This window comes from Streptomyces recifensis, from assembly GCF_002154615.1.
Lineage (GTDB): Bacteria > Actinomycetota > Actinomycetes > Streptomycetales > Streptomycetaceae > Streptomyces > Streptomyces griseoluteus.
On sequence record NZ_MUNH01000183.1, the window covers coordinates 1 to 12,811 of the forward strand.

Annotated in this window: 11 protein-coding genes; 5 read left to right on the forward strand and 6 right to left on the reverse strand. The window is 73.4% G+C overall.

The features are described from left to right. The coding region (locus tag CCN33_RS32895) for an aldo/keto reductase (protein WP_341866568.1) at window positions 1-200 on the reverse strand (200 nt) is incomplete at its 3' end. Here CCN33_RS32895 and CCN33_RS11310 point away from each other — a divergent pair. The 3 genes from CCN33_RS11310 to CCN33_RS11320 all read left to right on the forward strand — a co-directional run bounded on the left by CCN33_RS11310 (window position 187) and on the right by CCN33_RS11320 (window position 2,269). After that, window positions 187-699 carry an MFS transporter gene (locus CCN33_RS11310; protein WP_244173760.1) on the forward strand — a complete coding sequence of 171 codons (513 nt, stop codon included), beginning with the start codon at window positions 187-189 and terminating at the stop codon, window positions 697-699. The genes CCN33_RS32895 and CCN33_RS11310 overlap by 14 nt on opposite strands. Before the next feature lie 99 nt (window positions 700-798). Next, the gene (locus tag CCN33_RS11315; RefSeq protein ID WP_086693507.1) at window positions 799-1,644 is read left to right on the forward strand and encodes an aldo/keto reductase; all 846 of its coding nucleotides are present in this window, start codon (window positions 799-801) and stop codon (window positions 1,642-1,644) included. A 13-nt stretch (window positions 1,645-1,657) separates the two neighbouring features. Further along, window positions 1,658-2,269, forward strand: a complete 612-nt coding sequence (locus CCN33_RS11320) for an NADPH-dependent FMN reductase (protein WP_086693508.1) — start codon at window positions 1,658-1,660, stop codon at window positions 2,267-2,269. Between the two features lie 42 nt (window positions 2,270-2,311). Here CCN33_RS11320 and CCN33_RS11325 read toward each other — a convergent pair whose 3' ends face one another. Both CCN33_RS11325 and CCN33_RS11330 read right to left on the reverse strand, forming a co-directional pair. Further along, window positions 2,312-3,367 carry an LLM class oxidoreductase gene (locus CCN33_RS11325; RefSeq protein WP_244173761.1) on the reverse strand — a complete coding sequence of 352 codons (1,056 nt, stop codon included), beginning with the start codon at window positions 3,365-3,367 and terminating at the stop codon, window positions 2,312-2,314. Between the two features lie 47 nt (window positions 3,368-3,414). Then, on the reverse strand, window positions 3,415-3,792 hold the full coding sequence (locus CCN33_RS11330) for a DUF2267 domain-containing protein (protein ID WP_086693509.1): 378 nt from the start codon (window positions 3,790-3,792) through the stop codon (window positions 3,415-3,417). 302 nt (window positions 3,793-4,094) lie between these two features. On the opposite strand from CCN33_RS11330, the gene CCN33_RS11335 reads away from it, so the two are divergent. Beyond that, window positions 4,095-4,544 (forward strand): DUF1931 family protein, encoded by a 450-nt coding sequence (locus tag CCN33_RS11335; protein WP_086693510.1) that lies wholly within the window; start codon window positions 4,095-4,097, stop codon window positions 4,542-4,544. 57 nt (window positions 4,545-4,601) lie between these two features. On the opposite strand, the gene uvrA is transcribed toward CCN33_RS11335, so the two are convergent. Beyond that, a complete protein-coding gene (gene uvrA / locus CCN33_RS11340; protein ID WP_086693511.1) occupies window positions 4,602-7,070 on the reverse strand; it encodes an excinuclease ABC subunit UvrA in 2,469 nt (822 codons plus the stop codon). 282 nt (window positions 7,071-7,352) lie between these two features. On the opposite strand from uvrA, the gene CCN33_RS11345 reads away from it, so the two are divergent. Continuing rightward, window positions 7,353-9,527: an FUSC family protein gene (locus tag CCN33_RS11345; protein ID WP_086693512.1), complete on the forward strand. Its 2,175-nt coding sequence runs from the start codon at window positions 7,353-7,355 to the stop codon at window positions 9,525-9,527. Window positions 9,528-9,608: 81 nt separating this feature from the next. Here the strand turns inward: CCN33_RS11345 and CCN33_RS11350 are convergent, their stop codons facing one another. Next, window positions 9,609-10,370, reverse strand: coding sequence for a thioesterase II family protein (locus CCN33_RS11350; protein ID WP_086693513.1), 762 nt, complete (start codon window positions 10,368-10,370; stop codon window positions 9,609-9,611). Continuing rightward, window positions 10,367-12,811: type I polyketide synthase (locus CCN33_RS11355; protein WP_086693514.1), on the reverse strand; the 2,445-nt coding region annotated here is incomplete at its 5' end. The genes CCN33_RS11350 and CCN33_RS11355, both read right to left, overlap by 4 nt.

A 12,811-nucleotide genomic window follows, 5' to 3' on the forward strand; every position in this document is an offset into this window, starting at 1 on the left:
AGGTCGGTGAATCCGGCAAGGGTCTCCTCCAGGGGCCACCGTCCCCGCCAGTGCAGCAGGTAGAGGTCCAGCTGTTCCGCCCGGAGTCGCCGCAGACTCGCCTCACAGGCGGCGACGGTGCCCCTCCGGTCGGCGTGGCCGGGCAGCACCTTGCTCCTCGGCCTGATCTCCTCCCTGGGAGCGAGCGTGCTCCACGGCACCCTGCACACCGACTCGCACCTCGTGGCCGGCCTGGCTGCCTTCCTCATGTTCGGTTCCGCGGCGGCCGCCCAACTGGTACTGGGCCGCCTCCCGCTGCCCCGGGTCCTGACCGTGGGGGCCGTGGTCTTCCCGGTCGGCCTGGTCCTGTGCGCCGTGGCCCTCTACCACCCGGCGCTCTGGCTCTACCTGGTCGCCGTGTCCCTGTCGGGAGCCGGCTCCGGGCTGCTGTTCAAGGGCGGCGTCGAGCGTGCCGTCGCCGTGGCCGCGCCCGCTTCCCGCGCGGGGGTCCTCGCCGTGTTCTTCGTCGTCGCGTACCTGGGAATGGGCCTGCCGTCGGTCCTGTTCAGCATCGCCCTGCGGCATTTCGCCGTCCAGACCGCGATGATCGGCTTCGCGGCGGTCCTCTCCTGCGGCGCCGTCGTGTCGGTCGCCGTCGCGCTGCGCGACCGCGCGCCCGGTCCCGGCGCGCTCCCGGCGCAGCCCCCTCGCCCCTCCTGACCTCTCCGCGGCGCGGGCGACGCCGGGTGTCTGGGAGACGCGTACCTGGGCACTCGGGGCGGGTGCGTGACACGGGTTCGCGACGGACGGAGGCCCGGAATGGCTGCGGAATCGGCCGGAACGATCGCACTCCCCTCCGGCGAGGAGATCTCGGCGCTCGGACAGGGCACCTGGTACCTGGGCGAGGACCCGGACCGGCGTGAACAGGAGATCGCCGCGCTGCGGCTGGGCGTGGACCTGGGCATGACCGTCGTCGACACGGCGGAGATGTACGGGGACGGCGCGGCCGAGGAGCTCGTCGGGGAGGCCCTGCAAGGACGCCGGGAGGAGATCTTCCTCGTCAGCAAGGTGCTGCCCGGCCACGCCGACCGGAGGGGCACCGTCGCCGCCTGTGAGGCGAGTCTGCGGCGACTCCGGGCGGAACAGCTGGACCTCTACCTGCTGCACTGGCGGGGACGGTGGCCCCTGGAGGAGACCCTTGCCGGATTCACCGACCTGATGGAGGCGGGGAAGATCCGTTACTGGGGCGTGAGCAATCTGGACGTCGCCGCCATGACCGAGCTGATCGCCCTCCCCGGCGGCGACGCCGTGGCCGTGGACCAGGTGCTGTACAACCTCTCCCGGCGCGGCATCGAGTGGGATCTGCTCCCCTGGTGCCGCGAGGCCGGCGTGACGGTCATGGCCTATTCCCCGATCGAGCAGGGACGGCTGCTGGGCACCGAGGCGCTGGGGGCCGTGGCCCGGGCCCTCGGAGCCACGCCGGCCCAGGTGGCCCTCGCCTGGGTGCTGCAGCAGGGGGTGGCCGCGATCCCGCGTTCCGGATCACCCGACCATGTCCGGGAGAACCGCGGCGCCGTGGATCTCCGCCTGCCCTCCGAGGCGCTCGACATCCTCGACCGGGCGTTCCCGCCGCCCAGCGGGCCCACGCCCCTGGAGATGCTCTGAAGGAGTTGACCCCATGGCGCGCCCCCCGCTCGTCGTAGGGATGGGGGGTTCGCTGCGCACCCCGTCGACCAGCCTCACCGCGCTGCGCGTGGCGGTCGAGGGGGCGGCCGAGGCCGGCGCCGACACCCAGGTGCTCGACCTCAAGCGGCTGGACCTCCCGTTCTACACGTCCGAGTACGCGGTCCCTCCCTCCGCCCGCCGGCTCGCGGACACCGCCCTGGCCGCCGACGCCCTGCTGTGGAGCAGCCCGACGTACCACGGGTCGGTCAGCGGCGCGTTCAAGAACGCGGTGGACTGGCTCGCCCTCCTGGCCGACCACGACCCGCCCTACCTGAGCAACAAACCCGTGGGCATGCTGACGACCGCCGGCGGAGTGCAGGGCCTGCAGGCGATCAACGCGATGGAGTTCATCGTCCGGTCGCTGCGCGGGTGGGCGGTGCCGCTGGTGTTCGCGGTCCCGCGGTTCTCACGCGTCTTCGCCCGCGACGGACGCCTCACCGACCAGGCGGTCGCGGACCAGTTGCGCGGCCTCGGCGCGGAGGTGACCAGGGCGGCCCTGCAGTTCCGCGCGGAGGGCACGTGCGACTACGCGCAGATGCAGCCGTCCGGCGCGGCCCGGCCCTGAGGCCGGCCCTGCCCCGCAGGGGTGCCGGGGGCCGTCCCCCCCTCAGGACCCGGCCCGCCCGGCGGGCCGCTGGTGCTCGCCGCGCACCCCGACGCGCCCGGGCGGGAAGTGCGGCAGCACGTGCTCGGCCAGTTCGTCGATCACGTCGGCGACCGGGCGGCGGCTGTGCTTGAAGTTGATCATCAGCTGGTCGACGCCGATCTCCTGCCAGGTCCGCATCATCCCCAGGAGCGACACCCGGCCCACCGAGAACCCCTGGTGGATGGGCCGGGGCAGCGCCAGCGGGTCCTCGGTCAGGTCCAGATAGGTGGCCTGCGCGTACGGCTTGAACCCCACTCCGTCGCCCTGGGTCAGCTCCCGCCACCGCGCGATGTTGGCGGCCTGCTGCTGCAGCGGAGGGGTGTAGTACAGCCAGCCGTCCGTGTGGTCGGCGATCCACCGGACGTCCTGCCTGCCATGTCCCGTCATCAGTACGGGAATCCGCTGGTACACCGGCTTGGGCAGGAGATCGGTGCCTGCCATCCGGCCGAGCGGCGAGTCCACCCGCGGGAAACGGTGCTCGAGGACGGCACGGAAGTACGCCAGGGACTGCCGGAACCTCGTGGCCCGGCCTTCCAGGTCCTGCCCGAAGGCCGGGAACTCCACGGGCCGGTCACCGGTGGCCACCCCCAGCAGGAGCCGTCCGCCGGACAACTGGTCCACCGAGGCGGCCGCCTTCGCGGTGTGCAACGGGTGCCGGAGCGGCATGACGATGCTGGCGGTGCCCAGGGTGATCGACGTGGTGCGGGCGGTGAGCTGCCCGAGGTACACCCACGGGTCGAAGACCTGCCCGGTGTCCCCGAAGCTGGGGTCCAGCAGGGGCACGTCCCGGACCCACACCGAGGCGAAGCCGGCCCGCTCGGCCTGCTGGATCCGCTCCATGTGCCCGGCCAGGGACGGCACCGGCCCGTCGAAGCCCTCCAGGGGCGTGATGGCACCCACGGTCATCCTGCCGCCGGGATACGCCCTGGCCATGGCCGGATGCTCGGAGAACGGCCGCTGCTCCTCGCCCTCGACGTCCACGGGTGCGCCGGCTGAGGGAACTGTCGGTTCTGTCATGCGCTCCTCCGGCCATTCATGCCTGTCCGGGTCCGCGACGTTCGTCTCTAGCCCGGCACGCCTACGAGCTCCTCGAACTCCTTGGGCAGTTGGGACATCACGTCGCGGAACTCGCCCTCACTGACCGCGTCCCTCAGGGTGGTCAGCTCCGCCCGTATGCCCTCGCGGGCCTCCTTCGGGCTCACCCCCGCTCGGCTGCTCACCCGGTTGATGAACTCGTCGAGCCCGAAACGCTGGGCCTCCGGAGTGGGAGAGACCAACTGTTCCTTCAGCGGCTTGGGCAGTTCGGACGCGAGGTCGTGCGCCTCACCCCTGGTGAGCCGCTCGGCCAGGGTTTCCAGGGTGGCGCGGGTGAGGGGCTCCACCTTCTCCGGGGGGACGGGAGCCCGCTGGGTGATGGTGTCCATGAAGGTGTTGTAGTCCATGAGCCGTCCTTCTTCTCAGGCTTGGCGTTGGAGTCGGGAGTGAAGGGCCACATGTCCATGCTCCGGATGTGGACCACGCCCTGCCTGCTCCCCGCGGGAGGAAAGGCAGCGGGCTCGCTAGCCCTCCGAGCACAAGTCCCGCCCTCGTGCTGCTCTGCCAGGGTGGGACGGGCCGTTCCTTTTCGGCCTGGGGTGCGGAGGCGCTCAGCAGGGGGCTCTGCGAATCTCGACCGGGTAACAGCCGATGGCGGCGCGGGCGGGAGCGAACCACGCCGTCCGTTCCCGGTGAGGAGGCGAGAGGCATGACCGTGATGGGTGTGTCGAGGTTCGAGAGGTTCTTCCGCGCCGCCGCAAGCCTCGACGTCGACAAGAACGACCTGAAGCGGTACAGCGACTTCGTCGACGACAAGCTCTACGACCTTCTGGTCATCGGCCAGGCGGCGGCCAAGGCCAACGGCAGGGACACCGTCGAACCGTGGGACCTGCCCATCACCAAGGGCCTCCAGGAGAGCATCCACCGGTTCCGGCGGCTCGACGAGGAGGTCGAGCTGAAGCCGATCCTGGAACGGCTCGCCTCGCACCCTCCCCTCGACAGGACGCCCACCCAGGAGACCGAGGAGCGCTACCCCGAGATCATCGGCGGTCTCAGCGTCGCCCTGGCCGAGACGTTCAAAATCATGTACCCGGACGTCAAGAACCCCCAGACCAGCCACTGGGAGGGCGTGACGGCGGTGTTCGACCGGCTGCTGTAGCGGCCACGCCCGGTACGTGTCGCCGGACTCCGGACCGGTGCCCGGCTCGCCCCGTCGTCAGGAGCGTGCGAGGCGGGCCGCGAGGTAGGGCGCGGTGGCGCTGCGGCGGGCCTTCGCCACCTTGGCCGGCGGTCCGGTGGCGACCACCCGCCCGCCCGCGTCGCCGCCCCCCGGGCCGAGGTCGATGACCCAGTCGGCGGTGGCGATCGTGGCCAGGTCGTGCTCGACGACCACCACCGTGTTGCCGGCGTCGACGAGCCGGTGGAGCTGGCGCAGCAGCAGGGCGATGTCCGCGGGGTGCAGCCCCGCCGTCGGCTCGTCGAGCAGGTACAGCGCGTGCCCGCGCCGGGCCCGCTGGAGTTCGGTTGCCAGTTTGATGCGCTGCGCCTCACCACCGCTGAGTTCCGTGGCGGGCTGGCCCAGCCGCAGGTACCCCAGCCCCACCTCGCGCAGCGTCTCCAGGCTGCGCGAGGCGGCCGGGACAGCGGCCAGGAACTCGGCGGCGGCGTCGACGGACAGCGCCAGCACTTCGGCGATGTTCCTGCCGCGGTAGGTGACTTCCAGCGTTTCGGCGTTGTACCGGGCACCGTGGCAGGTGGGGCACGGCGCGTAGGTGCCGGGCAGGAACAGCAGTTCCACCGCGACGAATCCCTCGCCCTGGCAGGTCTCGCACCGCCCTTCGGGCACGTTGAAGGAGAACCGCCCGGCCGAATAACCGCGCGCCCTGGCCTCGTCCGTCGCCGCGTACAGCTTGCGCACGGCGTCGAACATCCCCGTGTACGTGGCCAGGTTGGACCGGGGAGTCCGGCCGATGGGCCGTTGGTCGACCAGGACCAGCCGGTCGAACGACTCGACCCCCGACGCGTCCTGGACGTCGACCTCCAGCAGCGCCTCGTCGGGTTCCTCGGGTGCGAGTCCGAGGTGGCCGCGGACGACTTCGGCGAGCACCTGCGTCACCAGCGTCGACTTTCCGGAGCCGGACACGCCCGTCACCGCCGTCAGGACGCACAGCGGTACGTCGACGGACACGTCACGCAGGTTGTGCCGGGAGACACCGCGCAGATGCAGCCAGCCGTGCGGGGTGCGGGTGCGGTGATCGAGCGGCCGGGCGCGCCCGAACAGGTACTGGCTCGTGGCCGAGTCCCGGACCCGTTCCAGACCGGCGACCGGGCCGCTGTACAGCACGCGTCCGCCGCCCTCGCCCGCACCGGGGCCGATGTCGACCACCCAGTCCGCCCGCCGTACGACGTCCATGTCGTGCTCCACCACGAACAGCGAGTTGCCCGTCGCCTTGAGGCGGTCCAGCGCGTCCAGCAGCGGTTCCGCGTCCGCCGGGTGCAGGCCCGCGGAGGGTTCGTCGAGAACGTAGACGACGCCGAACAGCCCCGAGCGGAGCTGGGTGGCTATCCGCAGGCGCTGCGCCTCGCCGGGCGACAGGGTCGTCGAGCGGCGCCCGAGGCTGAGGTATCCGAGACCCAGGCCGAGCAGCACGTCGACGCGCGCGACCAGGTCGCCGCAGATCCGGACCGCGACCTCGGTCGTCTCCCCGGACCGGGCGGTCGAGGTGGTGGCGTCGGCCTCGGACCGCCCCGCGACGGGCCGCAGCAGCGCCACCACGTCGGTGAGCGGCATCGCGTTGAGCTCGGCGATGGAACGTCCGGCGAAGGTCACGGCGAGCGCCTCGGGCCGCAGTCCGCTGCCCTGGCACTCGGGGCAGGGCACGCTCCTGACGAACCGGAGCGCCCGTTCGCGCATCTTCTCGCTCTTGGAGTCGGCGAGCACGTGCATGACGTGTTTGCGGGCGCTCCAGAACTTGCCCTGGTAGCCGTAGTCGATGCGGTCCTCCTCCGGCTCGACGTACACGGAGGGCTGCTCGTCCGTGTACAGGAGCCAGTCCCGGTCCTTCTTCCTGAGCCTGCGCCACGGCCGGTCGATGTCGATCCCCAGGCCGTTCACGACACTGCGCAGGTTGGCGCCCTGCCAGGCGCCCGGCCAGGCGGCGATCGCGCCCTCGCGGATGCTCAGCGAGGGGTCCGGGACGAGCAGGTCCTCGGCCACGTCGTGCACCACACCCAGTCCGTGGCACTTCGGGCAGGCGCCGGCCGGGGTGTTGGGTGAGAACGCCTCGGCGTCCAGCCGTGCGGAGCCGGGGGGATAGGTGCCCGCACGGGAGTACAGGATGCGCAGCAGATTGGACAGGGTGGTGAGGGTGCCGACCGTGGAGCGCGAGCTGGGCGACCCGCGGCGCTGCTGCAGGGCCACGGCCGGTGGGAGTCCGGTGATGTCCTGCACGTGCGGCGCGCCGACCTGCTGCAACAGCCTCCGGGCGTACGGTGCCACGGACTCGAAGTAGCGCCGCTGGGCCTCCGCGTAGAGCGTGCCGAACGCGAGCGAGGACTTGCCCGAGCCGGAGACGCCGGTGAAGGCGACCATCGCGTCCCGGGGAACGTCCACGTCGATGTCCCGCAGGTTGTTCTCACCGGCGCCCCGGACATGCACGAAGGAGTCGCTCGCGTCCTTGTCCATCCCTCCTGACTACCCCGATCGCGCCGGGACCCGCGCGACGGGCGGGGAAGCGGGGCGGCTCCGGGGAACGGCCGGTGCGTGGTCGTTTCGCCCCGGCGGCCGACGGGGACCCGGACGGCGGGCGGCGGACGGTCAGCGGAGTCCGCCGTAGCAGCACCCGGTCCAGCGGCTGCGGTCGCCGGCGGGTCGACGGACCGCGTGGGAGGTTTCCTTGCCCGACGGCTGCCGCACCCGGACCACGCCCGAACGCCCCGGCAGGGCGTTCCGGCCGGGCGGTCGGCCATGACGTGGCGGCAGGCCTTCGGCGAGGTCGTGCGATCCGGTCTCAGGATCGAGGAGACGCGGCTGGAGCCCCTGCTCGCGCTGCGCGCGGCCGCCGGGCTGGCCATCGTCGTCGGAGCGGCGCTGTGGCTGGCCTCCCCCGCGTACGCGGCGTCGGCCGCCCTCGGCGCCTACTCCGCCGGTGGGGCCACCTTCCAGCGGAGCTGGCGTCCGCGGAAGGTGGTCGCGCTGGGCACGGGCGCGGCTCTGGCACTCAGTACGTTCGTGGGCTATCTGGCGGCGGGGCGGCTCGTGACGTTCCTCCCGCTGCTGGCCGTGTGGGCCTTCGCCGCGGGGATGGCGTGGGCCGTCGGAACGACCGCCGGGATCGTCGCGGCGACGACCGTGGGCAGCATGCTGGTGACCATCACCTTGCCCACGAGCGCCGGGCGGGCTCTGGAGCACGCCGGGATCATCGCACTCGGGGGCGTGATCCAGGCCGTGCTGATCCTGCTGTTCCCGATCCGGCGCTGGGCAGCGCATCGTGACGCGCTCGCCGACGCGCTCGCCGCCGTGGCGGACTACGCCCGCCGGTTGCGGCACGACCCGACCGCCCCGTTCGACCCGGAGCCGTTGATGACGGCACGGGACGCGGCCGCCGTGACACCGTCCCAGGCCCGCACCCGTCCGCCCGCCCTGCACGGCCCCCGGGGACTCGCCGAGCGCATTCGCCCGGTGATCGCGGCGCTCGCCGATCCGGCCGTGGGCGCCCCGGCGGAGGGACCCGGGCGGGACCGCGCGCGGGAGTTGCTCGACGCGGCCGCCGACGTCCTGGACGCGGCCGCCCGCTCGATCCGGCACGGCACTCCGGCCGAGGTGCGGCCCGAGACCTTGGACGCCCTGCGCGTCGACGACGAGCACGAGGTGCTGGAGGGCCCCGCGCGGCAGGCCGCCGAGCGGCTCGTGGAACTGCTCGGTGAGGCGTTGGAGATCGCCGGGAGCGGCTGCCCGCCCGGGACGACCCCGACGCCGCGCGGCCCCGCCGACACCGAGTTCCTGGTGCGCCCGACGATGCTGCGGCTGGTCCCGGTCGTGGTCCGGGCGGTCCGCCGTGAGCTCCGCCCGGACTCTCCCGTGTTCCGGCACGCCGTCCGCCTGGCGGCGGTGGCCACGCTCGGTTATCTGATCGCCGCCCGGCTGCCCCTGGGACACGGGTACTGGGCGCCCCTCGCCTCGGTGATGGTGATGCGGCCGGACTTCCACCGGACGTACGCGCGTGCGGTGGCCCGGCTCGCGGGGACCGTGGCGGGGGTCGCGCTCGCCACCGGCGTGGTGCGGGCCCTGGACCCGGACCCCTACGTGTCCGGCGCTCTGACGGTGGTCGCGGCGGGCCTGTCGTACACGCTGAACCGCACCGGTTACGCGTACACCCAGTGCTTCACCGCCGCGTACGTCGTCTTCCTGCTCGGCATGGGCGGCCAGGCGTGGGAGCAGACGGTCCCGGAGCGGGTGGTGCTCACCCTGCTCGGCGGGGCCCTGGCGATGCTGGCGTACGTGCTGTTCCCCGCATGGGAGACACCCCGGCTGCCGGGACGGCTCGCGGACTGGCTCGCCGCCAACGGCCGCTACGCGGCCGCGGTGCTCCGCGACTACGCCGAACCCAGCCGGGAGCATCACGCCGACATGCGCCGGGCACTGCTGGGAAGCAGGGAGGCACATGCCGCCTGGCAGGAGGCGTACGACCGGGCAAGGCGGGAACCGGTCCGCCCCCGGGGTCTGACGTCGCGCGAGGCGGAGGAGGCGCAGGACGCGCTCAAGGGGTTCGGCCGGGCGGCGATGCTCATGGAGAGCCACGTCCCGCGGGCCGACGGCCGTTTCGTCCCCGAGGCGGAGCGGTTCGCCGAGGCCCTGGAGACGGACACCGCGAAGGCGGCGGCCGCCCTGCGCGAGCACAGGAATCCGGACTGGGGACGCGTGCGGGAGGCGCTCCACGCGTGGCCGGACGCCGCCGGCGACGGGAGCCCCGTCGTGCGGCGCGAGGCGGAACTGCAGAAACGGGCCTTGGAGGACCTCGCGACAGCCGTGAGCCGCACTCCCCTGGAACGGGACGTCGGCTCCGCCCGCGAGGACCAGCGGGTGCGGGCGACCCTGGCTGCGGCAGGCGACGGAGCACAGCCCGCGCACCCGGGTGGATGACGGCGCGGCGACCGGAAGAGGCCGGGCCCCGGTGCCGCGAGGTCGGGACGATCCCTTCTCCGCGGCACCGGGGGCGGGCGCTCAGCGGGCCAGTACGGCGGCGACCGCTGCCATGTCGTCACGGAAATAGAAGTGACCGCCGGCGAAGGTGTGCCGGCGTACGGGCGCGGTGCTGTGCCGGTCCCACGCGTCGAGCTGGTCCGGGGTGACGCTGTCGGCCTCCCCGCCGAGGACGACGAGCGGCACCGGAAGCGGTCCGGACTCCCGGTACCGGTGGTTCTCGAGCAGGGCGAAGTCGGCGCGGAAGGCGGGCAGCAGCACGGCCAGCAGCTCGGGATCGGCTGCGACCTGGGGCGGGATGCCCCCGTAGCGCTCGTTCAGGACCGCGATCAGCTCCTCGTCCGGCAGGCCGGACAACCGGGCCCCGGTGCGCGGCAGGTGGGGGGCGGGGAACGCCGAGACGACGAGCCGTTCGGGCAGCGGCAGACCCCGGGCGGCCAGTTCGCGGGTCGTCTCGTAGGCGACCAGCGCGCCGAGGCTGTGTCCGAACAGGTCGTAGGGGGCGACGAACCTCGTCTCCGCCAACAAGGCGTCGACCACCGCGTTCAGGTCGGTCAGGGCCGGTTCGGCGGTCCGGCCGCCTCGTCCCGGCAGGCAGACGCCGTAGACCTGAGTTCCGCTCAGGTGCCGTCCCCAGCGGACGTATTCGCCCGGGAGCCCGCCCGAGTGAGGGAAGCAGTACAGATGGCGCTCGGGGATCGCCGTGGGGGGACGGCCGTTCAGCCAGGGGTTGCGCCGGGCGGCGGTGCCGCCCGGCGGATGGGCGGAAGGGGGAATGGTCATGAGGCGGAATTCTCCTTCTCCGCGGCGGAAGCGTCGGCCCCGCGCTCCTCGATGAGCGCGGCGAACGACGCCGGGCTCTGGAAGCGCAGGACGTCCGAGGCTTTGACGGTGAGGTGGAAGGTGGCGGCGGCCCAGGCGGCGAGCTTGGTGGCGGTCAGGGAGTCGCCCCCGAGGTCGAACAGCCCGTCCCGCGGGTCGATGTCCGGGTAGCCGAGGGCCTGCCCGAAGGCGGTGAGCACGGCCTGGAGGACGGGCGGGTGCTCCGGTGCGGGGGTGCCGGCCGGTGCGACGGCGGCGGCCTCCGGCGCACCGGTGGCCGACGGCTCGGTCTGGGAGACCGGCGGGGCCAGAGGAGTGGGCGTGAGCGGTGTGGCGGTGGTCGGCGTGAAGGGGGCCGGTGGCGGCACCAGGTGATGGCTGCGCTCGAACGGGTAGGTCGGCAGCGCGATCCGGCGCCGGGGCACGTGGTGCCGCAGGGCGTCGAAGTCGGGGTGCGCCCCCCGGGCCCACATCTCGCCGACGCCGGCCAGGAGCACCGCCGTCTCGGACGCCTCCTCCGCCGGGTGCGGGGCGAGGCGTACGACGGCCTGCTTGCCGTCGTACGCGGCGTGCTGGCGGGTCAGTGTGGCCAGGGTGCGGCCCGGGCCCATGTCGACGAGGACCCGGTCCGGGGCGCCGAACAGGGTGTCCAGCGCCTCTCCGAAGCGGACGGGTTCGCGCATGTGCCGTACCCAGTACCGCGAGCCGCGCACGGCGTCCTCGTCGGCCCACGCGCCCGTGGTGTCCGAGAGCACCGGCAGGGTGGGCCGTTCGCGCGGCAGTGCCTCGATCGCCTCGGCGAAGCACCGGGTGACGGGGTCGACCAGGGGCGAGTGGCCCGCGGTGGCGATGCGCAGCACCCGTGCCTCCAGCCCTCGGTCGGTCAGTTCCCCCGCGAAGCGGGCCACGGAGGCGGCGGGACCGGTGACCGTGCACTGGCCGGGGCCGTTGACCGCGCCGACGGTGATGTCGGCGGGGAGCAGCCCCAGCACCTCCTTCTCCGGCAGGCGCACAGCGGCCATCGCGCCGGCCGGCACGGTGCCGAGGAGCCGTCCGCGTCGGGCGACCAGCCGGATCGCGTCCGCCGGGGCGAACACTCCGGCCGCGCAGGCAGCGGCGTAGGCGCCGAGACTGTGTCCGGTGACGGCGCTCGGCCGCAGGCCCCAGGAGTCGAGCAGGCGGGTGGTGGCGTACTGCACGGCGAACACGGCCGGCTGGCCGGCCTCGATGGTCGCCAGGCGCCCGGCCGCCACCGCCCTTTCGGCGTCCGTGCGGGGATAGAGGACTTCGCGCAGGTCGAAGCCGAGCGAACCGGTCACGGCGTCCGCCACTTCGTCCAGGGCACACCGGAACGCGGGCTCCCCGTCGTACAGCTCGGACGTCATGCCGACGTGCTGGCCGCCCTGGCCGGGGTACATGAAGACCAGCTCGGCGTCGGAGAGCGCGCCCGTCCCGGGGGCGGCGGTGCGGCCGCGCAGGGCGGTCACCGCGTCCTGGGTGCCGGACGCCACCACGAACCGGCGGTGGGTGTGGTGTGTCCTGCCGGCCTGAAGGGTCCGGGCGGCGTCGCCGAGGTGAGTTCCGGGGTGCGCGGCGAGGTGTTCGGCAAGGCGGTCCGCGGCGGCTTCGGCGGCGGCCGGAGTCTTGCCGGACACCAGCAGGAGCTCATGACCGGTGGAGGGTGCGGACTCCCCCTGACGGGGGGCCTGTTCGAGGACGACGTGGGCGTTGGTGCCGCCGACCCCGAGAGCGTTGACACCGGCGATCCGCGGTCCGTCCGTCGGCCAGGGGCGGGCGGTGGCGTTGACCTCGAAGGAGGAGGTGGCGAAGTCGACGGCCGGATTGGGCCGTCGGTAGTGGAGGGTCGCCGGGACGACGCCGTGCTCGACGCTGAGGACGGCCTTGATGAGTCCGGTGACGCCCGCCGCCGCGTCGGTGTGCCCGATGTTGGTCTTCACCGAGCCGATGAGGCAGGGGGCGTCGCGGCCCTCGCCGTTTCCGAACGCCCGCGTGAGTGCGGCCACTTCGATGGGGTCGCCGAGCGCGGTGCCCGTGCCGTGGGCCTCGACGTAGCCGACCTCGTGGGGGTCGATGCCGGCGACCTCGTGAGCGGTGCGGACCACTTCGGCCTGGCCGACGACGCTGGGGGCGGTGAAGCCCGCCTTGTGACGGCCGTCGTTGTTGACGGCCGAGCCGCGGATCACCGCGTGGACGTGGTCGCCGTCGGCCAGGGCGTCCGCCAGGGGCCGCAGGACGACCACGCCGACCGCGCTGGCGGAGACCGTTCCGTCGCTGTCGGCATCGAAGGCGCGGCAGTGGCCGTCGGCCGCGACGATGCCGCCGGGTGTGTAGCGCATGGCGGGCAGGTGCGGCACGACGGTGGCACCACCGTCGTGCCGCAC

What these genes read in the sequence shown, in the direction of transcription:
- CCN33_RS11315 (WP_086693507.1), top strand. Translation starts at nt 799, where the DNA reads ATGGCTGCGGAATCGGCCGGAACGATCGCACTCCCCTCCGGCGAGGAG.
- CCN33_RS11320 (WP_086693508.1), top strand. Translation starts at nt 1,658, where the DNA reads ATGGCGCGCCCCCCGCTCGTCGTAGGGATGGGGGGTTCGCTGCGCACC.
- CCN33_RS11325 (WP_244173761.1), bottom strand. Translation starts at nt 3,367, where the DNA reads ATGACAGAACCGACAGTTCCCTCAGCCGGCGCACCCGTGGACGTCGAG.
- CCN33_RS11330 (WP_086693509.1), bottom strand. Translation starts at nt 3,792, where the DNA reads ATGGACTACAACACCTTCATGGACACCATCACCCAGCGGGCTCCCGTC.
- CCN33_RS11335 (WP_086693510.1), top strand. Translation starts at nt 4,095, where the DNA reads ATGACCGTGATGGGTGTGTCGAGGTTCGAGAGGTTCTTCCGCGCCGCC.
- uvrA (WP_086693511.1), bottom strand. Translation starts at nt 7,070, where the DNA reads ATGGACAAGGACGCGAGCGACTCCTTCGTGCATGTCCGGGGCGCCGGT.
- CCN33_RS11345 (WP_086693512.1), top strand. Translation starts at nt 7,353, where the DNA reads ATGACGTGGCGGCAGGCCTTCGGCGAGGTCGTGCGATCCGGTCTCAGG.
- CCN33_RS11350 (WP_086693513.1), bottom strand. Translation starts at nt 10,370, where the DNA reads ATGACCATTCCCCCTTCCGCCCATCCGCCGGGCGGCACCGCCGCCCGG.